Genomic DNA, 19967 nt, shown 5'->3' with positions numbered 1-19967 from the left:
AAATGCTGCGTCGGCAGGCCTTAGCCTAAGTGTTTGGCATGCAGGCGCGGCGGCCCGTCTTTGACCACTTCGCCTACCGTATAGAAGGAACCAAAAACGACAATTCTATCAGCCGGGCCTGCCGCAGCCAGGGCGGCCTTCAAGGCGTGCTCAGGCTGGGCAAAGGTTTGGCTAAATTTTTGGGCCGCCTGGGCCTGCCCTTGGGGCGACTGGGCAGATTTATTGCGATGCACGCTCAAGCGCACGGCAGCGCCTGGTTTTTCAGGGAAAACGGCTTCGGGCGGCACGGCATCGTGCGGGGCGGCGTTCTTTTCCAGACTGCGCCACTGGCGTTGCAAATCGACGGCCTTGGCGGCACGGGGCACGGGCAAATCGGTGAAATACCAGCGGTTGATCAAGGGGCTGATTTTTTCCAGCATCGGGGCCAGGTCTTTATCGGCCATGGCACCAAAGACGGCATGGGTGGTGGGAAAAGTCGCTCCCATCGAATCCAGATTGGCCGCCAAGGCCGCCACCGAATGCGGGTTGTGGGCCACATCCAGCACCAAGACCGGCTCGCCGGGCAAAACCTGGAAGCGCCCGGGCAACTCCACCATCGCCAAGCCGGTGCGCACGGCCTGGGCCGTGACCGGCACTTTGTCGCGCAAGGCTTCAAACGCGGCCAGCACCCCGGCCGCATTCACCAGCTGATTGGCACCGCGCAGCGCGGGGTAGGACAGACCGGCGTAGCGCCGCCCGCGCCCGGCCCAGCCCCATTGCTGCGGATCACCGCTGTAGTTGAAATCTTGGCCAAAACGCCACAGGTCGGCACCAATGGCCTGCGCATGGTCGATCACGCTTTGCGGCGGCACCGGATCGCTGACGACCACCGGGCGGCCTGCGCGCATGATGCCGGCCTTCTCGCGGCCAATGGTTTCGCGGTCAGAGCCCAAAAACGCGGTGTGGTCCACATCCACGCTGGTGATGATGGCGCAGTCAGCGTCAATGATGTTGGTGGCATCCAGCCGCCCGCCCAGCCCCACTTCCAAAATCACCACATCCAGCTTGGCCTGACTAAGCAGCCGCAAAATCGCCAGTGTGGTGAATTCAAAATAAGTCAGCAACACTTCCTCACCCGCCAGGCGGGCCGCTTCCACGGCGGCAAAGTGCGGCAGCAACGCATCGGCAGCAACCATCTCGCCATGCACGCGGCAGCGCTCCTCAAAATGCACCAGGTGTGGCGAGGTGTACACCCCGGGCCGGTAACCGGCCTGCAGGGCCACCGCCTCCAGCATGGCGCAGGTGGAGCCTTTGCCGTTGGTGCCGGCCACCGTGATCACCGGGCACGGCATGGTCAATTGCAGGCGCTGGGCCACTTCGCGCACCCGATCAAGCCCCAAGCTGATGTTTTCCGGATGAATGCGCTCGCAGTGCTCCAGCCACTGCGCCAAGGTAGAGAAATAAGTGCTTTGCATAGGGCCGCGATTGTGACGCAGCAAAGCATGCCATCATCGCAAGCATGACTACCTTGACTCCCGATCCCGCTTTGCAGGTGTACGGCATTGCCAACTGCAGCACCGTAAAAAAAGCCCGCCAATGGCTCACCGACCAAGGGCAGGATTACCAATTTCACGACTTTAAAAAAGCCGCACCGCAGGCCGCCGACATCACCCGCTGGCAACAGGCCGTGGGCTGGGAAAAACTGCTCAACCGCCAAGGGCAAACGTGGCGCAAGCTCGATGCTGCCACCCAGGCCAGCATCACCGACGCGGCCAGTGCTGCCGCTTTTTTGCAGCAACAGCCCAGCGCTATCAAACGCCCTGTCGTGCAGTGGCCCAGCGGCAACATCACCATCGGCTTCAACCCCGAGGACTGGCAGCAGCTACTGACCCACGCGGGCTGAATATCCACCGCACGCTATCCACCGCACGCAACAGAGAGAGCGCCATGCGCCTAGCCCCTACCACTTGCCTTTACACCACTTGCCTTTGCTTGGGCCTGGCGATCAGCCCCGCCTGGGCACAACCTGCCCCCACCGAGCTGGCCGAGGTCATTTCGGTGGTGCCCATCCTGGTGCAAGAGGCCGTCCCCCAAGAAGACTGCATTGACCTGCCCCAGCAGCGCCAGCGCTGCCGAACCACTACCGTGCAACAGGAAGTGGCGCAAGGCTACGAAGTGACTTACGAATACCGGGGGCGGCGCTTTACCACCGAGCTGCCGTACGACCCCGGCCCCACCGTCGTCGTGCAGCCACCACGCGCCACCCACCAGTACAGCTCGCAACCCAACCACGAAACCGTACACCCCGGGCGCAAAAGCTATGGCTCTGCCCCGGTGGCTGGGCGCACCGAGAGCATCGAGTACCGCAGCCCCCAGCCAGACATCCCCATCGTGCTGGATTTGCGCACCGCGCCCATCACCGTCCCCGGCACCACACCCGCCCCACGCCCCAAACACTAGGCAATGGCCCACGGCGGCGGCATCCCAGCGGCCAGCCCTGGCCTAAAATGCCGGGCTGATTCGCCTCCTGCACCCGCCCTGGCGCAGGGCGAGGAGTGTTTAAACAAAATCACCTTCAAACGCTTACCCATCAAGCGCTAACAGCTACATATTTAGAAGCACGAAAGCCCATTATGCAAACCATTCTGCAAACTGTTCCCGTCGGCCAAAAAGTCGGCATCGCCTTCTCGGGTGGCCTGGATACCTCCGCCGCCCTGCGCTGGATGAAAAACAAAGGTGCCCAGCCCTACGCCTACACCGCCAACCTGGGCCAGCCCGACGAAGCCGATTACGACGCCATCCCACGCAAAGCCATGGAATACGGCGCAGAAAAAGCCCGCCTGATCGACTGCCGCCCCCAGCTGGCCAATGAAGGCATCGCCGCCATCCAGGCCGGGGCCTTCCACGTCAGCACCGGCGGAATCGCCTACTTCAACACCACCCCCCTGGGCCGCGCCGTGACCGGCACCATGCTGGTGGCCGCCATGAAGGAGGACGACGTACACATCTGGGGCGACGGCTCCACCTTCAAGGGCAACGACATCGAGCGCTTCTACCGCTACGGCCTGCTGACCAACCCGCAGCTGAAAATCTACAAACCCTGGCTGGACAACGCCTTCATCGACGAGCTGGGTGGTCGCGCTGAAATGTCGGCCTTCATGACCAAAGAAGGCTTCGGCTACAAAATGAGCGCCGAAAAAGCCTACTCCACCGACAGCAACATGCTGGGGGCTACGCACGAAGCCAAAGACCTGGAGTTCTTGAACAGCGGCATGCACATCGTGCAACCCATCATGGGCGTGGCGTTCTGGAAGCCCGAGGTGGAAGTCAAGGCTGAACAGGTCAGCGTCACTTTTGAAGAAGGCCGCCCCGTGGCCTTGAACGGTCAAGCCATTGCCGACCCGGTGGAGCTGTTCCTAGAGGCCAACCGCATTGGTGGTCGCCACGGCCTGGGCATGAGCGACCAAATCGAAAACCGCATCATCGAAGCCAAGAGCCGCGGCATCTACGAAGCCCCTGGCATGGCCCTGCTGCACATCGCTTACGAGCGCCTGGTCACCGGCATCCACAACGAAGACACCATTGAGCAGTACCGCATGAACGGCCTGAAACTGGGCCGCCTGCTCTACCAAGGCCGCTGGTTCGACCCCCAGGCCATCATGCTGCGCGAAGCCGCTCAGCGCTGGGTGGCCCGAGCCGTAACTGGCACCGTGACGCTGGAGCTGCGCCGTGGCAACGACTACAGCATTTTGAACACCGAATCGCCCAACCTGACCTACGCGCCCGAGCGCCTGTCCATGGAAAAAGTGGAAGACGCTCCGTTCAGCCCCCTGGACCGCATCGGCCAACTGACCATGCGCAACCTGGACCTGATGGACACCCGCGACAAGCTGGCCATCTACGCCAAGGCCGGTCTGCTCTCCCTGAACAGCACCACCGCTTTGGCGCAGCTGGAAAGCGAAAGCAAATAAGCAAACATCAGTAAAAATGGCTGTCAGTGCTTACCAGATAAGCATTGACAGCTATCAATAAAAAAACTGCTAGATCACCAGACAAAGAAAAAGGGCTTAGATTAAATCTAAGCCCTTTTTTTATTTTGAGTGGTGGGTGCTAACGGGGTCGAACCGCTGACCTACGCCTTGTAAGGGCGCCGCTCTACCAACTGAGCTAAGCACCCACTCGAAAAAACTTAATTCACTGCATCTTTCAACGCTTTGCCAGGACGGAACTTAGGAACTTTGGCTGCTTTGATTTTGATCGACTCGCCAGTGCGAGGATTGCGACCAGTGCGGGCAGCGCGTTTACCGACAGAGAAGGTACCAAAACCAACCAAAGAAACCGTACCACCGCGTTTCAAGGTTTTTTTGACTGCTTCAATCGCTGATTCCACAGCACGTGTTGCGGTGGCCTTGGAGATATCCGCATCCTTGGCGATGTATTCGATTAATTCTGTCTTGTTCACAAGATGCCTTTCAAAGTGGTTTTGTCCTGGCGTCTTAGCCGTCGTTTGCACGATGGCCGAGATTCTAGATGGGTTTTCGCCAAGTTTTTAGGAAAAAATAAAAATTTTTTAGAGCTAGGAAAACTTGCATTTATACCTTGAGCCACAGGCTGGCTGTGCCAAGGTTTTAACGCTTGACGCGGGCCCGAATTTCTGGGATTGCTTTTTGCAAGTAGTACGCCATCGACCAGATGGTAAGCACGGCAGCAAGCCAAATCAAAATTTGGCCCCAAAAATGGGTTTCCACCACTTGGAACACCACCCCGTCGTAGAGCAAAAAGGGGATGGCCACCATTTGCACTGCCGTTTTGAGTTTGCCCAACATGTGCACGGCCACGCTTTTACTGGCACCGATTTGCGCCATCCATTCGCGCAGGGCAGAGATGGCGATTTCTCGGCCAATGATGATCAGCGCGACAAAAACATCGGTGCGCTGCAAATGCACCAGCACCAACAGGCTGGCACACACCAGAAATTTATCGGCAACCGGGTCCAAGAAAGCACCAAACGAAGAGGTTTGGTTCAAACGCCGCGCCAAAAAACCATCCAGCCAATCGGTGGCGGCAAACACCATGAACAAAATAGCAGCAATGGTGTTGCACATGGCCATGGGCAGCGGCAAGTAGAACACCCCAATAATTAGCGGGATCGCGACAATGCGCGTCCACGTCATGGCGGTTGGAATGGTTAAAAACATGGGGCCAGATTGTGGCACGTGGGCCGGGGATTCCTAATGCAGTGCCCGGTAAATCTCTTGCGCCAATTGGGCTGAAATGCCTTCAACCGTCTGCAGCTCCTGCACACTGGCATTGGCAACACCGCGCACGCCACCAAAACGCTGCAACAAGCTTGCGCGGCGTTTGGGCCCGATGCCGGGAATTTCTTCCAAACTGCTGCCCCCGGTGCGCACCCGGGCACGGGCGGCACGCATGCCGGTGATGGCAAAGCGATGCGCCTCGTCGCGGATTTGGGCAATCAGCATCAGCGCTGCCGAATCGTGGCCCAGGTACACCTTGGCGCGGCCATCGGCAAAAACCAGCTCTTCAAGGCCTACTTTTCGGCCCTCGCCTTTTTCCACACCAATGATGCGGCCAATGTCCAGGCCCAAGGACTCAAACACTTCGCGTGCCATGCTGACCTGGCCCTTGCCACCATCGACCAGCACAATATCGGGCAAGCGCGGCGCATTGGCAGGCAGTGGCGCACCACCGGCCGCCTGCAAGGCATTGGCCACAGGCTGGTAACGGCGCGTGAGCACTTGGCGCATGGCCGCGTAATCATCCCCCCCCGTAATGCCCTGGATGGTGAAGCGTCGGTACTGGCTCGGTTGCAGCTTGTGCTGGGAAAACACCACGCAGGAGGCCTGGGTGGCTTCGCCCGCGGTGTGGGAGATATCAAAGCACTCAATGCGCAAAGCATCGAGCTGCTCTTGGGGCAAATCCAGCGCTTGGGCCAAGGCGCGGGTGCGCTGCTGCTGGGAGCCCTCTTCCGCCAGCAAACGCGTCAATTGCAGGGCCGCGCCCTGCTGGGCCAGCTCCAGCCAGATGCGCCGCTGGCCACGCGGCTGGGTGGTGGTGAGAATTTTGCGGCCCGCTTGCGCACTCAAGGCCTGTAGCAGCACGGGATCGACCGCATCACTCAAAACAATCGCGCTGGGCAAGGCTTGGTCGGCGTAGTGCTGCGCCATGAAGGCGCTCAAAATTTGCCCCTGGGCGCTGTGCCAGCCGCTGTGGCCTTCTTCTCCCACGGTCACACCATCGGCATCTTCGGTAACCCCGGCCTGCTCGCTGGCGCTGGCCAGGGCCAAGGCATCCTCCAACTGGCTGGGGAAGTACGCCCGGTCGCCCAAATGGCGGCCCCCGCGCACCATGGCCAGATTCACGCAGGCGCGGCCCCCGTGCACGTGCACGGCCAGGATGTCTACATCGCGCTCATCGGCCGACTCCATTGCCTGCTGCTCCAGCACCTTGGCCAAAGCGGCAATTTGATTGCGAATTTGCGCAGCCTGCTCGTATTCGAACTTTTCAGAATGCGCCAGCATGCGCTCTTGCAACTGGGCCAGCAAGGTGGAGGTTTCGCCTGCCAACAGCGCCTGGGCATCGGCCACATCGGCGGCATAGGCCTGCGCACTGATGTACCCCACGCAAGGGGCGGTGCAGCGGCGAATTTGGTAGAGCAAGCAGGGCCGGGTGCGGTGGACAAATACCGTGTCTTCACAGGTGCGCAAGCGAAAGACTTTTTGGAGCAACTCGATGGTTTCCTTCACCGCCCAGGCACTGGGGTAAGGGCCAAAGTAGCGGTGCTTTTTATCGGTGCTGCCCCGGTAGTAGGCAATGCGCGGGAAGCACTGGCCCGGCGCATCGCCTTGCCCGTCTTGTGCGGCGACTCCGGTAATTTTCAGGTAGGGATAGCTTTTATCGTCCCGAAACAGGATGTTGTATTTGGGGTGCTGGGTTTTGATGAGGTTGTTTTCCAGCAGCAGCGCCTCGGCCTCCGTGCGCACCACGGTGGTTTCCAGCCGAGCAATTTTGCTGACCATGTGCCCAATGCGTGTGCCGCCATGGTCTTTTTGAAAATAGCTGCTCACCCGCCGCTTTAAATTGCGAGCTTTCCCCACATACAGCAGTTGATTTTGCGCATCAAAATAGCGATAAACCCCCGGCAGTCCGGGCAACGCCGCTACTTGTGCCAGCAATTCAGGGGCGTGATTGTTTTCAGCCATGGCCAACCCGATCCAAGCGCCTGCCGGTGCGCTTTATGCGCAAACCCGTTGCACACACGGGGCAAAGCCATGGTTCAGCGGCCCCTGGCCTTGCCCGGTGTAAACGTGGGCACCGGCGGCAATGGCCCCCAAGATGTAGTTGCGCCCGGCTTGCACCGCCTCGGGCAAGGCAACACCTTGGGCCAAATACGCCGCAATGGCCGACGACAGGGTGCAACCCGTGCCGTGGCCGTTGTGGGTAGCAATACGCGGGCTGGCCAGCTGCCGGGTGCTACCGTCTTGCAAGAGCAGCACATCGACCACCTCATCGCCCGGCAAATGCCCGCCTTTAATCAATACATTGGCCGCCCCCATCGCCTGCAGCCGCTGCGCTGCAGCCTGCATGGCCTCGGTGGTGCTGAGGGTTTGCTGGATCAACCACCCGGCTTCATCCAAGTTGGGCGTAATCAAAGAAGCCAGGGGAAACAGCTCTTGCACCAGGGCCTGGGCCGTTTCTTCGGCAATCAAGCGATCGCCGCTGGTGGCCACCATCACCGGATCCAGTACCACCTGGGTCACACCGTAACGCCGAATGCTGTCGGCCACCACGCGCACGGCATCCGGGGTGGACAACATGCCGATTTTGACGGCATCGACCCCGATATCTTGCATAACAGCATCGATTTGCGCACCCAGCATGGCTGCGGGAATGCCATGAATGGCCCGCACACCTTGCGTGTTTTGCGCGGTGATGGCGGTAATGGCCGTCATGCCATAGCAACCCAGGGCAGAAAACGTCTTTAAATCGGCTTGGATGCCGGCTCCACCGCCACTGTCAGACCCCGCAATGGACAACACCCGCACATAGTGCGGGTGGCGAGGGGCGGCAAGCACATACGAAGAAGGGGCAGGATGAGAGGCAGGATGGGCATCAGTCATGGCCTGAATTATGACCTCAGGTTGCACCAATCCGGCCCCCAGGCTGGTGGTGCCAGATCAGGCCACAGCGGCCAGTTGCTCTTCCATCAATTGTTCAATGGCTTGTGCGGCCTGGGCCATGGCTTGGTCCTTGCTTTCCTGTCCTAAAGCAACCCCTTCAGCACGGATAAATTGAATATCGGTCACACCAAAAAAGCCCAGCACAGTTTGCAAATAGCTTTCTTGGTGCTCCAAGGCCTGGCCTTGGGGGCTGGTGGAATACACCCCGCCGCGCGAAGAGGCGATGATCACTTTCTTGCCACCGGCCAAGCCCTCAGGGCCATGGGCGGTGTAGTGGAAAGTACGCCCTGGCTGGGCAATGCGATCAATCCACGCCTTCAACTGGGATGGAATGCCGAAGTTGTAAAACGGTGCCCCAATGACCACCACATCGGCCGCCAAAAATTGTTCAACCAGTTTTTCAGAGACGGCATTTTCCGCCACTTGTGCAGGGCTTAAGTTGTCCGTCTGGCCGGTGCGGGGGCACATCGCATCCATGGTGAAGTGTGCCGGGGCATCGGCGACCAAGTCCAAATAATCCACCGTCACATCCGGGTTGGACGCTTTAAAAGCAGCAACAATGTTGGCGCTCAAAGTGCGCGAAACAGAATTTTGGCCGGTGATGGATGAGTCAATGTGCAGCAGTTTCAAGATCAATCTCCAAAAAAAAGATTCAAGATAAAGAATCCATGGCGTGCATTGTCGGGGTCTGGGTCGATAAGAAAAACCACATCCAGCAGGTTTCATTATTTCCAAAACAAGAACAATCAACAAAAATAAAGAGCTGCTTGCGCTTTAAAAGATTGGAATTTTTTATTAAAACCCCAAGAAACCCTTTATTTAAAAGCGCAAGCAGCTCTTATTTTTAAGAAAGCCTAGTCGTTCGGTCGGAAACCAATCAGCAAATCGCTGGGGACGCGCCCACCCACATCGGGCGGCAGTGTTTGGGTTTTGTGCAGCGCCCGCACCACGGCTTCATCCCACGCGGGGTTGCCGCTGGACTGGGTCAGTTGCACACTCAAGATCGCTCCGCTGGGGGCCGCGCGCACCCGCACTTCGGCACGGGGGTTACCGCTGACCATGTCCGGATACACGATGTTGGGCTTGACCTTGGCGGCCACTTTGGCACCGTACCCAGCGGACGTGCCGGCGGTGCCGCCACCGATGCCTTTGCCGCCATTGGGGCCACTGCTTTGCGCCGCGCTGCCGGTGCCCCCCGAGCCCGCCATGGCAGCCATGCGTGCCATCTGCTCTTTGCGGCGGGCTTCAGATTCTTTGGCCTCTTTGGCAGCTTGTTCTTTCTTTTGCTTGTCTTCTGCGGCTTTTTTCGCAGCTTCGGCTTTGGCCGCCTTCTCTTTTTCGAGCTTCTCTTTTTCAAGCCGCTCTTTTTCCGCTTTTTCTTTGGCGGCCTTGTCTTTAGCGGCTTGTTCGGCTTTGAGCTTGTCGCGTTTTTCTTTCTCCAGCTGCTCGGCTTTGCGCTTTTGCTCCAGCTTTTCTTTTTCTAGTTTTTCTTTTTCTAGTTTTTCTTGGCGCTCCTGCTCTTTGCGTTCGCGCTCTAGCTGCTCGGCTTTTTCTTCGGCTTTGCGCTTTTCTTGTTGCTTTTTCTGCTCTTGCAGGGCCAGCTCGGCATCGCGCTGCGCTTGCAGTTCTGCTGGCGTGGGGCGCACAGGTTCTGGCTTGGGCTCAGGTTTGGGCTCAGGTTTTGGTTCTGGCTTGGGCTCGGGCTCGGGCTTAGGCTCAGGTTTGGGTTCTATTTTGGGTAAAGCGGGGGCCACAAAGGGCGCCGCCTGCTCAAACTGCTCGGCCCACAGCTCCGCCTCTACCGCTTCTTCACTGCTTGTGGGGGGCGGGGTAATTTTCCAGACAAACGCCCCCACCAAAAGCGCATGGGCCAGCAGCGCCAAAACCCAGCTGAGCAACTTGGGCTGAGCGCGGGGCGGGGCAAAAGGGTCGTGATCCAGGTGGGCAGACATGCGCAGGGGTTCTATCGTGTGAGGTTGGTCTGGGGCTACTTGGCGGCTGATTTCACGCCCAAAGCAATGCGCTTGACCCCGGCACGCTGCAGCTCTCCCATCGCGGCCACCACATGTTCGTAGGCCAGGGTTTTGTCTGCCTGGATCAAAACGGCACTTTCTTCGCTTTCTTGTGCCTGCCAGCTGGCAGTAGCCGCACCCAAGTCTTGCAAACTCAGGATTTGTTCATTTTTCCCGGCTTTGAGCCGGATACTGCCGTCTTCTGACAACAAAACATAGGCTACATGTTTCATGGGCGGCTTGGTTGATTTGCCGGCACTGGGCACATTGATGGCGCCGGGGGTCAGCATGGGGGCGGTGACCATAAAAATGATGAGCAGCACCAGCATCACATCAATAAAGGGCACCATATTGATTTCATTGACGGTGCGCCGACGGCGGGGACTGCGAAAACTTTCGGTACTCATAGCGGCTGCGCCTTAATGCCCCGAGGCCGTGGCCTGCACCGGGCTATTGATGTTGCGCTGCAAGATGTTAGAAAACTCCTCCACAAAGGTTTCCTGGGCGCTGGCCACGCGGTCAATGTGGTTGGCATAGCGGTTGTAAGCCGTCACCGCCGGAATGGCCGCGAACAAGCCCATGGCAGTAGCCACCAAGGCTTCAGCAATCCCTGGGGCCACGGTGGCCAAGGTGAGCTGCTCCATGGACGCAAAGCCAGTAAAAGCGTGCATCACCCCCCAAACGGTGCCAAACAGGCCGATATAGGGCGATACCGAGCCAACGGTGCCTAAAAACGATAAGCCAGACTCCACCTGGTCCATTTCCCGCTGAAAGCTGGCCCGCATCGCGCGGCGGGTGCCGTCAAGCAAGGTGGTGCCGTCGTGAATTTGGCGCTCGCGCAGTTTGCGGTATTCGCGCATGCCGCTGGCAAAAATACGCTCCATGGGGCCGCCCGTTTTGGCATTTTGGGTGGCGCGGGTGTAGAGGTCATTCAGGCTGTTGCCAGACCAAAAATCCTCTTCAAACTCTTCATTCAATTTGCGCACGCGCTTGAGCGCGGCCGCTTTGCGAAAAATCGTGGCCCAGCTGGCCACCGAGCCTGCCACCAAAATCAACATCACCAGTTGCACCACCCAGCTGGCCTGCAGCACAAGAGAGAGGATGGACATGTCTTGAGAAGGGTTCATGGCAGTGAGGACAGTTGTTCAATCAAAGAAGAAGGGATACGGGCCGGGCGCAGGCTGGTTGCATCAACCCACCCCAAGCGCACCGAGCCTTGGCATAACAGTTGTGCAGCGCTATCGGCTGACAGCGGCTGTAAAAAAGCTTGCTGGGCCAGCGTGAGCGAAGCACGGCCTGCCGCTTCAAGCTTGGCCGTCACGTGCAGCACATCATCGAGCCGCGCCGGGCGCAGGTATTCCAATTGGGCGTGGGTGACGACAAACATGCCGCCGTCGGTGTCGCGCAGCTGCTGCTGATTCCAGCCTAAGCTGCGCAACCATTCGGTGCGTGCCCGCTCAAAAAATTTCAGGTAATTGGCATAAAAAACGATGCCGCCAGCATCGGTGTCTTCCCAATACACCCTGATCGGCAAAGAGAAGGTTGGCATAGCGGTGTCGGCAGCCAGCACAGTGGGCATCAGGCAAACAAACGGCGCATGCGCTGCACCGCCTCTTGCAACTGCTCCATGGAATTGGCCGTTGAAAAACGTATGTAGCACCCCGTATCGCTAGCGCCAAAGTCCCGCCCTGGGGTGACCGCCAAGTGGGCCCGCTCCATCAAGGCGTAGGCAAAATCCCAGCTGTTGCTCACCCCCAGCTTGGGGAACAAAGCCCGGCCATCGGCCCAGGCATAAAACGCGCCATCAGGCATCACAGGTACGCCAAACCCCAGCTCGCGCAGCGCAGGAATAAAAAAGTCCCGCCGCGCTTTGAACTGCGCCCGGCGCTGCTCATACAAGGCCAAGCTCTCTGGAGCAAAGCAGGCCAAGGCGGCATGCTGGGCAATGGTCGAAGGGCAAATAAACAGGTTTTGCGCCAAGCGCTCCACCACCGGCACCATGGCCGGTGGCAACACCATCCAGCCCAAGCGCCAACCGGTCATGCTGAAGTATTTGCTAAAGCTGTTGATGCTGATGATGTCCTCGCCCAAAGCCAAGGCGCTGCGGCCAAAGGCCTCTTCGTACGACAAGCCGAGGTAAATCTCATCAACAATGGTGAATCCCCCTTTGCTTTGCACGACAGCGTGGATGCGCTGCAATTCATCCGGTGCAATCGAGGTGCCCGTGGGATTGGAGGGCGAGGCCAGCAACACACCGCGTGTCTGGGCTCCCCAATGGGCCTGCACCTGCTCGCTGGTGAGTTGGTAACGCTGGTCTGGCGTGGTGGCAATCAAGCGCGCCACCCCATCGGCACTGCTGACAAAGTGGCGGTTGCAGGGGTAGCTAGGGTCGGGCATCAGCACTTCATCGCCCGCATTCACCAAAGCCAGACAGGCCAACTGCAAAGCAGCGCTGGCCCCGGCGGTCACCACAATGCGCCCGGCATCCACCTGCACGCCAAAGCGATCGGCATACCACTGGCCAATGGCCGTGCGCAGTGCAGGCAAGCCCAAGGCGCTGGTGTACTGGGTCTGCCCTTGGGCAATGGCGGTTTGGGCGGCTTGCTGCACGAGCGGCGCGGCAGTGAAGTCTGGCTCCCCAATATTCAAAAAAATCATGGGGTTGGCGCTATCTGCCACCTGAGCGGCCAGCGCTTGGGCCGCTTTTGCGACCTCCATGACATAAAAGGGCTCTATCTTTTCTGTACGTGCAGCAAATTGCATGAAACCACTCAATCCCTAGTTTTGCCGCAGAATTAATCTGCTGTGTTATCCACTTTGTGATCTGTTTTATTTTTTGCCGCCAGATCAGCTTGTACTTCTGCAGTGCGCAGCGCGGGCGCCAAGGCATCCAAGACACCATTGACGTATTTGTGCCCGTCGGTGCCGCCAAACTCTTTGGCCAGCTCAATGGCTTCATTCATCACCACGCGCCAAGGCACATCCAGCGCATGCAGCAACTCATAAGCGCCAATCCACATGCAAATGTGCTCAATCGGCGATAACTCGCCAAGGTTGCGGTCCAGCTTGGGCGCGATCAACGCATCCAAATCGGCCTGCTGCTCAATACAGCCATGCACCAGCGCATCGTAGTGGGCTGCGTCGCACTTATGAAAACCGATCAATTCACGCGTAAATTGGTCAATGCTGGCGACATCGTTGCCACCAACCACATACTGGTACAGCGCCTGCAACGCAAATTCACGCGAGCGGCTGCGGGCCGATTTAGAGGCGGCTTTGCGCACGCCAGTGCTGGTCAAGCCCTTGCGCTGTTGGCGTGGGGGGCGTTTCGAGGGGGTTGCGTCTTGCATAGAGTTGCTTGGTTGTTTTTTGTTGTTTTTTTATCGTTATTCGCTGGGGGCCAAATCCGTCAATAGCTGCGCCATCTCCACAGCAACATAGGCCGCATCCCGGCCTTTTTCAGTTTGGCGGGCAATGGCTTGGCTTAAATCTTCGGTCGTCAAAATCGCGTTGGCAATTGGAATGCCATAGTCCAGCCCGACACGGGTGACACCGGCCCCCGATTCATTGGCAACCAATTCAAAGTGGTAGGTTTCACCGCGAATGATGCAACCCAGGGCCACCAAGGCATCAAACTCATCGCGCTCGGCCAAGGCTATCAGGCCCATGGGCACTTCCAAGGCACCGGGCACTTGCACCAAGGTGATGTTTTCCTCTTGCACGCCCAAATCCAAAAGCGCTTCTTTGCAGGCATCGGCCAAAGCATCGGTAATGTCGGCATTAAAGCGTGCTTGCACAATCCCAATGTGCAGGCCAACACCGCTTAGTTCTGGCCCTTGGCCTTTTTCTGCTTTTTGCATGGAGGTATCCTTTTATTCCTTCGTGATGTATCCGGTAATTTCCAGCCCATAGCCAGCCATGCTGGGCATGCGCCGGGGCTGGCCTAGCAGCTGCATTTTGCGCACCCCCACCTCGCGCAGGATTTGGGCACCAATGCCATACGAGCGCAAATCCATCCGTCCACGCTCAGGGGCATGGGCGGAACGGGCCTTGCCCTCAAACTGCTCCAGCAGCTGGGCGGCGCTTTCCCCGCAGTTCAGGAGCACGGCCACGCCACTGCCGGTTTTATCCAAATAAGACAAGCTCTCATCCAGGCTCCAGGAGTGCATCGAGCGGCGCACTTCCAGGGCATCCAAAACAGACAACGGCTCATGCACGCGCACAGCCACCTCCGTCGCTTCCGTCCAGTTGCCGCGCACCAAAGCCAAGTGCACCGACTGGCTGGGCTTATCCACAAATGCATGAGCGGTAAACACACCATGGTGCGTTTGCAGGGCGCGGGTGCCCACACGCTCTAGCAGCGATTCGGTGCGGCTGCGGTACTGGATCAAATCGGCAATCGTGCCAATCTTCAGGCCATGCTCGGCCGCGAACACCTGCAAATCAGGCAGGCGGGCCATGGTGCCATCGTCCTTCATGATTTCACAAATCACGGCAGAGGGGCTGCACCCGGCCAAAGCAGCCAGGTCACACCCCGCTTCAGTATGCCCAGCACGCATCAACACCCCGCCATCGACCGCTTGCAGGGGAAAAATATGGCCTGGTTGCACCAAATCACTGGCCTGAGCCTGGGGCGCAACCGCTGCCTGCACCGTGCGGGCACGGTCTGCCGCACTGATGCCGGTGGTGACACCTTCAGCCGCTTCAATCGACACCGTAAACGCCGTGCTGTACACCGTGCCATTGCGTGCGGCCATGGGAGGCAGGCGCAAGTGCTCACAACGCTCACGCGTGAGCGTCAGGCAAATCAGGCCACGGCCAAACTTGGCCATGAAGTTAATGGCTTCGGCACTGACGTGGTCCGCAGCCAAAATCAGATCACCCTCGTTTTCGCGGTCTTCTTCATCGACCAAAATGACCATGCGGCCAGCACGCATATCAGCAACAATTTCTTCAATTGGAGAAATTGCCACAGGGGTAAAAGGGCTTGTCATGACTGTTCCTTAAGAACGGTGACAGCACACGGCACTTGATTTCAAGCGCTGCGCTGCATAAAAAGATGCGGGCCGCTGCCGGCCCTGAGAATTTTGCAAATAACTTACAACACAAGTGCTGCAGATTTTAATGGCTCCCACCTGAGCTTGCAGCCCTGGCCCAGCGCAGCACCTTAATTTTCCGGGTCTTGCAAGACAACATCGCTCTCGGGATAAGCCACACAGGGCAAAACACAGCCCTCTTCCATTTCTTCGGTGGTCAAGCCTGGCCATTCAATCTCATACCGCACACGACCACTTTTTAGCTGCCCCAAGCAGGTGCGGCAGGTGCCGTTGCGGCAAGAACTGGGCCAATCAATGCGACCGGCTTCCAAAGAGTGCAACAGTGGTTGATTGGCCCACGCATCGCATTGCTCACCGCTAGGATCGAGTTGGGCCGTAAAAAATTCGGGAGAGGAAGCTGCAACCATGCCAACAAGAAAAAACAAAACAACCGCGCATTGTGCCTGTTTTCCAACGCACCAGAGCTGCCCATTTTTTCCGCACCCCAGGGTTGAACGCCAAAAAGCCAATGCTGACGCGCCCCTGTGCATGGCACACCACAGTTATCCACAAGTTTATCCCTAGTGAACGGGGATAATCCCGCCACCAGCACAGATCCTCCCATCGCACGCGCACATCCCTACCGCCCAGTAGCAAACCGACACCAGCACTGCCAAAACTTTCAGCAGATTGGTTTTTTTAGTTTTATTTCAATAACTTAATAAGCAAATTAAAAGACTTCAGCGTATTTATGCACAAGTTTGTACAGGCTTCAGACGAACAAGTTGGCAGTATTTTTTAAAATTGACTATTTTTTAATCAATTTCTCTTTTTCATTGCAAAACAAGCCTTTGCCCCAGTTGTTGCGCAGTTGTTCAGGGTTTTCCACAGCATTGTGCCGCCCAGCCGGGGATAAACCTATCGCCGGACGACCTCCGAAAAAAATCGCAAAAAATCCACCCATTTCTAGTCCCTGCGCAGGCCAAGCCTAGCCCGAGCGTGGTAACTTCGCCCCTCTTTCCCACTCTCTCATCTATCGGCATGATTGCGCAGACACCCTCTTTTTCTATTCTGGCAACTGAACGCTTGGCAGGAATTCGCCGTGGAATTGAAAAAGAAGGCCTGCGGGTCTTGCCCAATGGTGCTCTGGCACTCACCCCCCACCCCCAAGCCCTGGGCTCAGCACTGACCCACCCGCTGATCACCACCGACTACAGCGAATCGCAACTAGAGCTGATTACCGGTGCCCACCTGGGTGTGCAAGATTGCCTGGACGAGCTGCAAGCCATCCACCAATACGTGTACCGCAGCATGGCCGCTGAAGGCGAGGAAATGATGTGGGCCGCCAGCATGCCCTGCACCCTGCCCACGGATGAGACCATCCCGCTGGGGCGCTATGGCAACTCGCACATCGGCCGCTCTAAAAGCATTTACCGCATGGGTTTAGGCCACCGCTATGGGCGGCGCATGCAGACCATTTCAGGCATTCATTACAACTGGTCGCTGCCAGGTGTCAGCAGTGCTGAATATTTAGGCTTAATCCGAAATTTCCGCCGCCAAGCATTCTTGCTGCTGTACCTTTTTGGTGCCTCGCCCACCCTGTGCCCATGCTTCGTGGAAGGGCGCCAACACCACCTACAACCCCTGGGCACCGAAGGCAAGGCACTGTACCTGCCGCATGCGACATCACTGCGCATGGGCCGTCTGGGCTACCAAAGCGAGGCACAGTCCAGCATCAACGCCAGCTTTAACGATTTGGATGAGTACGCCAACTCGCTGCAGGAGGCACTCACCCGCCCCTACCCGGCCTACGAGCAATTGGGCGTGCGCAACCCTGGTGGCGATTACAACCAGCTGGCTACCACCTTGCTGCAAATCGAAAACGAGCTGTACAGCCCCATCCGTGCCAAGCGCACTGTGCGCCGGGGCGAACGTCCCTTGCACGCGCTGCGCGAACGCGGTGTCGAATATGTCGAAGTGCGGCTGATGGACATCAACCCCTTTGAGCCCATCGGCATCAGCGCCAGCACCATGCGCATGCTCGACATCTTCCTGCTGCACTGCCTGCTCACCGATAGCCCCTTGGATACGCCGGAAGAAATTGAAGCGCTCAAAGAAAACCAGCTGCGCACTGCCGAACGTGGCCGCGAACCAGGCTTGCGCATCCTGCGCGGTAAAAAAGAAGTTCTCTTAACCGAGTGGGCCCATGAAATTTTGACCGCCTGCCACCCCATCGCCCAAGCCCTGGATGCCACCCATGGCAGCGACGATTACAGCCAAGCCCTCCTGGCCGCACACGATGTCGTGCAATTTCCCCACCTCACGCCCTCTGCGCGTGTTTTGGACGGCACCCGCGCATACAGCAACAACTTCCAATCCTTTGGCTTGGCCCAAACCCACGCCAGCAAAAAATACCTGCTGGGCCTGCCGCGCAATGCCGCACTGGAAAAAACCTTCGCCCAGCTCAGCCGCGCCTCCATCCAAGCCCAGCGCGAGATTGAAAAAGCCGATACTGGCAGCTTTGAAGAATGGCGTCTGCGCTACATGGACGTGGCCAATCTTCTCTAAGAAGAAAATTTTCTCGAGCACTTTCCGCGGATAAACAAACAACTTCCAGTCTAAAAACCACTGAAACCCTTTGTTTTAAAGCGGAAGCAGCTATTAAAATAAAGGATTTTCATGTCATTCATCCAGTGGTATCCCGGCCACATGCACCTCACGCGCCAGCTGATTGAGGAGCGCATCAAGGCCATCGATGTCGTCATTGAAGTGCTTGATGCCCGCATCCCAGGCTCCAGCTTCAACCCCCTGCTGCAAACCCTCACCGGCCACAAACCACGCGTCAAGCTGCTCAACAAGCAAGACGTGGCCGACCCGGTGCAAACCCAGGCTTGGCTGCAGTGGTACAACGCCCAAGCGGACACCCGCGCCATCGCCATGGATGCCAGTGACCCGGCCCCCGCTCGCCGCCTCATCCCCCTGTGCCGCGAGCTGGCCCCCCAACGCGGCGGGATGTCCCGGCCCATGCGGGTTTTAATCTGCGGTGTCCCCAACGTCGGCAAATCCACCCTGATCAACACCATGACGGGGAAAAAACAAGCCAAAGCCGCTGACGAAGCCGGCATCACCAAAGACGAGCAGCGCATCGTGCTGGACGACGATTTCTACCTGTGGGACACCCCCGGCATGCTCTGGCCGCGCATCTCCATCAGCCAAAGCGGCTTTAATCTGGCGGCCAGCGGCTCCATTGGCCGCAATGCCTACGATGAGGAGCTGGTCGCCCTGGAGCTGCTGCTCTATCTGCAAAAACACTACGCCAAAGAGCTGCAAGCGCGCTACAAACTCGAGCACAGTCCAGAAGAAATCGCCGCCCTGCACGACGATGCCCTGCTGGAGCTGATCGGCCGCAAACGCGGTGCCGTCATGACCGGTGGCCACGTAAACATGCAAAAAGCGGCTGAGCTGGTGATCACCGATTACCGCACCCACGCCCTGGGCCGTATCACCCTGGAAACCCCAGAAGAATTTGCCGAATGGGCGGCCATCGCCGCCATTGCCGATGCCGAGCGCCTGGCCCGCAAAGAGGCCCTGGCCAAAGCCAAAAAGAAAAAGCGCAAGCCGCGTTAAACCAGCTTGCGCAAAAATTCCAAACCCCCGCTGGCAATCACGGGGCTGAAGCGTGGCTACAACATGCCTTTACGCACCTTGGAAGCCCAGCATCTGTAAATCCTTCTCCGTCAGCCAACGCCATTGCCCTAAAGGCAAATCCTCTGGCAAGACCAGATCGCCAATCTTCCAACGGTGCAGCGCCTCCACCCGGTTACCCACCGCCGCCAGCATGCGCTTGACCTGGTGGTATTTACCCTCCGTCAGCGTCAGATCCAGGACGCAGTCCGACACCAATGCGCAGGCGGCAGCCCGCACCGGCCGGGGGTCATCGTCCAACACAACTCCCGCGCACAAACGCTCCACCATGTGCGCTGTGACTGGATGCTTGGCCGTCACCCGGTACACCTTAGGCACATGTTTCTTGGGCGAACTCATGCGATGGATAAACTGGCCATCATCACTGAGCAGCAGCAGCCCAGTCGTATCCTGGTCCAGCCGCCCCACCGCTTGCACGCCCTGGATGGCCCCCTTGCAAGGCCGCTGGCGCAACGGCTGCGGCAGCAAAGTGTAGATACTCGGCCAGGCAGAAGGCTTTTGCGAACACTCCGTTCCAGCCGGCTTGTGCAGCATGATGTAGCCCTTGGCTTGGTAGTGCCACTCCACACCTTGCACGCGAAAACGCAACCCCACTGGCTCCAGCTCCAGCATCGAATCGCGCACCGGCACAAACGCCTGCTGCTCGCTATCCCAAATCTCAACCCAACCTTGCTGTACCAAGCCCGAGCACACCCGGCGAATACCAAAGCCCTGCGAATACAAAATATCCTGAAGTTGCATCATCAGATCACCCAACGTCCACCAAAACTTCTAAACCACTCATTTCAATAGCTGCTGCCGCAGCACACAAGACACTTTTTGCCATAAACCGGCCAACAATGCCCAGCTCTTCAGCGACTGCAGCTACACAAAAACAAAACCCCCAGTCTTTTGGGACTGGGGGTTTGCTTTGCTATAAGAGCCTGACGATGACCTACTTTCACACGGGAACCCGCACTATCATCGGCGCTGACCTGTTTCACTGTCCTGTTCGGGATGGGAAGGAGTGGTTCCAGGTCGCTATGGTCATCAGG

At 58.2% G+C, this 19967-nt stretch carries 22 protein-coding genes, 1 tRNA gene and 1 rRNA gene; 5 read left to right on the top strand and 19 right to left on the bottom strand.

What is annotated here, in order from left to right; genetic code table 11:
• Positions 1 to 20: 20 nt before the first annotated feature.
• Positions 21 to 1454, bottom strand: coding sequence for a bifunctional tetrahydrofolate synthase/dihydrofolate synthase (gene folC / locus J1777_RS07785; RefSeq protein ID WP_207575191.1), 1434 nt, complete (start codon positions 1452 to 1454; stop codon positions 21 to 23).
• A 44-nt stretch (positions 1455 to 1498) separates the two neighbouring features.
• On the opposite strand from folC, the gene J1777_RS07780 reads away from it, so the two are divergent.
• The 3 genes from J1777_RS07780 (at position 1499) to argG (ending at position 3950) form a co-directional block, all read left to right on the top strand.
• Entirely contained in the window at positions 1499 to 1882 is a 384-nt protein-coding gene (locus J1777_RS07780) for an ArsC family reductase (protein WP_207575190.1), read from the top strand.
• Positions 1883 to 1926: 44 nt separating this feature from the next.
• Positions 1927 to 2439 (top strand): glycine zipper 2TM domain-containing protein, encoded by a 513-nt coding sequence (locus tag J1777_RS07775; protein WP_207575189.1) that lies wholly within the window; start codon positions 1927 to 1929, stop codon positions 2437 to 2439.
• 173 nt (positions 2440 to 2612) lie between these two features.
• The gene (gene argG / locus J1777_RS07770) at positions 2613 to 3950 is read left to right on the top strand and encodes an argininosuccinate synthase (RefSeq protein ID WP_207575188.1); all 1338 of its coding nucleotides are present in this window, start codon (positions 2613 to 2615) and stop codon (positions 3948 to 3950) included.
• Positions 3951 to 4080: 130 nt separating this feature from the next.
• Here the strand turns inward: argG and J1777_RS07765 are convergent.
• From J1777_RS07765 to J1777_RS07690, 16 genes are all read right to left on the bottom strand, one after another.
• Positions 4081 to 4156: transfer RNA gene (locus J1777_RS07765), tRNA-Val, on the bottom strand.
• 12 nt (positions 4157 to 4168) lie between these two features.
• The gene (locus J1777_RS07760) at positions 4169 to 4441 is read right to left on the bottom strand and encodes an HU family DNA-binding protein (protein ID WP_207575187.1); all 273 of its coding nucleotides are present in this window, start codon (positions 4439 to 4441) and stop codon (positions 4169 to 4171) included.
• 166 nt (positions 4442 to 4607) lie between these two features.
• A complete protein-coding gene (gene pgsA, locus J1777_RS07755) occupies positions 4608 to 5177 on the bottom strand; it encodes a CDP-diacylglycerol--glycerol-3-phosphate 3-phosphatidyltransferase (RefSeq protein WP_207575248.1) in 570 nt (189 codons plus the stop codon).
• A gap of 33 nt (positions 5178 to 5210) precedes the next feature.
• Positions 5211 to 7202: an excinuclease ABC subunit UvrC gene (gene uvrC / locus J1777_RS07750; RefSeq protein WP_207575186.1), complete on the bottom strand. Its 1992-nt coding sequence runs from the start codon at positions 7200 to 7202 to the stop codon at positions 5211 to 5213.
• A 33-nt stretch (positions 7203 to 7235) separates the two neighbouring features.
• The gene (gene thiD / locus J1777_RS07745) at positions 7236 to 8120 is read right to left on the bottom strand and encodes a bifunctional hydroxymethylpyrimidine kinase/phosphomethylpyrimidine kinase (protein ID WP_207575185.1); all 885 of its coding nucleotides are present in this window, start codon (positions 8118 to 8120) and stop codon (positions 7236 to 7238) included.
• A gap of 57 nt (positions 8121 to 8177) precedes the next feature.
• Positions 8178 to 8810, bottom strand: a complete 633-nt coding sequence (locus J1777_RS07740) for an FMN-dependent NADH-azoreductase (protein ID WP_207575184.1) — start codon at positions 8808 to 8810, stop codon at positions 8178 to 8180.
• Positions 8811 to 9034: 224 nt separating this feature from the next.
• Entirely contained in the window at positions 9035 to 10132 is a 1098-nt protein-coding gene (gene tolA / locus J1777_RS07735; RefSeq protein WP_207575183.1) for a cell envelope integrity protein TolA, read from the bottom strand.
• A gap of 35 nt (positions 10133 to 10167) precedes the next feature.
• Complete coding sequence (locus tag J1777_RS07730) at positions 10168 to 10599, bottom strand: ExbD/TolR family protein (RefSeq protein WP_207575182.1); 432 nt, start codon at positions 10597 to 10599, stop codon at positions 10168 to 10170.
• A gap of 12 nt (positions 10600 to 10611) precedes the next feature.
• Positions 10612 to 11319, bottom strand: coding sequence for a protein TolQ (gene tolQ, locus J1777_RS07725; protein ID WP_207575181.1), 708 nt, complete (start codon positions 11317 to 11319; stop codon positions 10612 to 10614).
• On the bottom strand, positions 11316 to 11741 hold the full coding sequence (ybgC, locus tag J1777_RS07720; RefSeq protein WP_207575180.1) for a tol-pal system-associated acyl-CoA thioesterase: 426 nt from the start codon (positions 11739 to 11741) through the stop codon (positions 11316 to 11318). The genes tolQ and ybgC overlap by 4 nt, the downstream gene beginning before the upstream one ends.
• 29 nt (positions 11742 to 11770) lie before the next feature.
• Positions 11771 to 12955, bottom strand: coding sequence for a pyridoxal phosphate-dependent aminotransferase (locus J1777_RS07715; RefSeq protein WP_207575179.1), 1185 nt, complete (start codon positions 12953 to 12955; stop codon positions 11771 to 11773).
• Between the two features lie 32 nt (positions 12956 to 12987).
• Positions 12988 to 13542, bottom strand: a complete 555-nt coding sequence (gene nusB / locus J1777_RS07710) for a transcription antitermination factor NusB (RefSeq protein WP_207575178.1) — start codon at positions 13540 to 13542, stop codon at positions 12988 to 12990.
• 36 nt (positions 13543 to 13578) lie between these two features.
• A complete protein-coding gene (gene ribH, locus J1777_RS07705) occupies positions 13579 to 14052 on the bottom strand; it encodes a 6,7-dimethyl-8-ribityllumazine synthase (RefSeq protein ID WP_207575177.1) in 474 nt (157 codons plus the stop codon).
• A 12-nt stretch (positions 14053 to 14064) separates the two neighbouring features.
• Positions 14065 to 15186: a bifunctional 3,4-dihydroxy-2-butanone-4-phosphate synthase/GTP cyclohydrolase II gene (gene ribBA, locus J1777_RS07700; protein WP_207575176.1), complete on the bottom strand. Its 1122-nt coding sequence runs from the start codon at positions 15184 to 15186 to the stop codon at positions 14065 to 14067.
• Positions 15187 to 15359: 173 nt separating this feature from the next.
• Entirely contained in the window at positions 15360 to 15656 is a 297-nt protein-coding gene (locus J1777_RS07695) for a 2Fe-2S iron-sulfur cluster-binding protein (RefSeq protein ID WP_207575247.1), read from the bottom strand.
• Positions 15657 to 16036: 380 nt separating this feature from the next.
• Positions 16037 to 16192 carry a hypothetical protein gene (locus tag J1777_RS07690; RefSeq protein ID WP_207575175.1) on the bottom strand — a complete coding sequence of 52 codons (156 nt, stop codon included), beginning with the start codon at positions 16190 to 16192 and terminating at the stop codon, positions 16037 to 16039.
• 77 nt (positions 16193 to 16269) lie between these two features.
• On the opposite strand from J1777_RS07690, the gene gshA reads away from it, so the two are divergent.
• Positions 16270 to 17796: a glutamate--cysteine ligase gene (gene gshA, locus J1777_RS07685; protein ID WP_207575174.1), complete on the top strand. Its 1527-nt coding sequence runs from the start codon at positions 16270 to 16272 to the stop codon at positions 17794 to 17796.
• A gap of 111 nt (positions 17797 to 17907) precedes the next feature.
• On the top strand, positions 17908 to 18855 hold the full coding sequence (gene ylqF / locus J1777_RS07680; protein ID WP_207575173.1) for a ribosome biogenesis GTPase YlqF: 948 nt from the start codon (positions 17908 to 17910) through the stop codon (positions 18853 to 18855).
• 69 nt (positions 18856 to 18924) lie between these two features.
• On the opposite strand, the gene J1777_RS07675 is transcribed toward ylqF, so the two are convergent.
• Positions 18925 to 19674: a 16S rRNA pseudouridine(516) synthase gene (locus tag J1777_RS07675; protein WP_207575246.1), complete on the bottom strand. Its 750-nt coding sequence runs from the start codon at positions 19672 to 19674 to the stop codon at positions 18925 to 18927.
• A gap of 180 nt (positions 19675 to 19854) precedes the next feature.
• Positions 19855 to 19967, bottom strand: a 5S ribosomal RNA gene (gene rrf / locus J1777_RS07670).

This window comes from Comamonas denitrificans (genome assembly GCF_017368815.1).
Classification (GTDB): Bacteria; Pseudomonadota; Gammaproteobacteria; order Burkholderiales; family Burkholderiaceae_C; genus Comamonas; species Comamonas denitrificans.
This window is presented reverse-complemented; position numbering and strand designations above follow the sequence as displayed.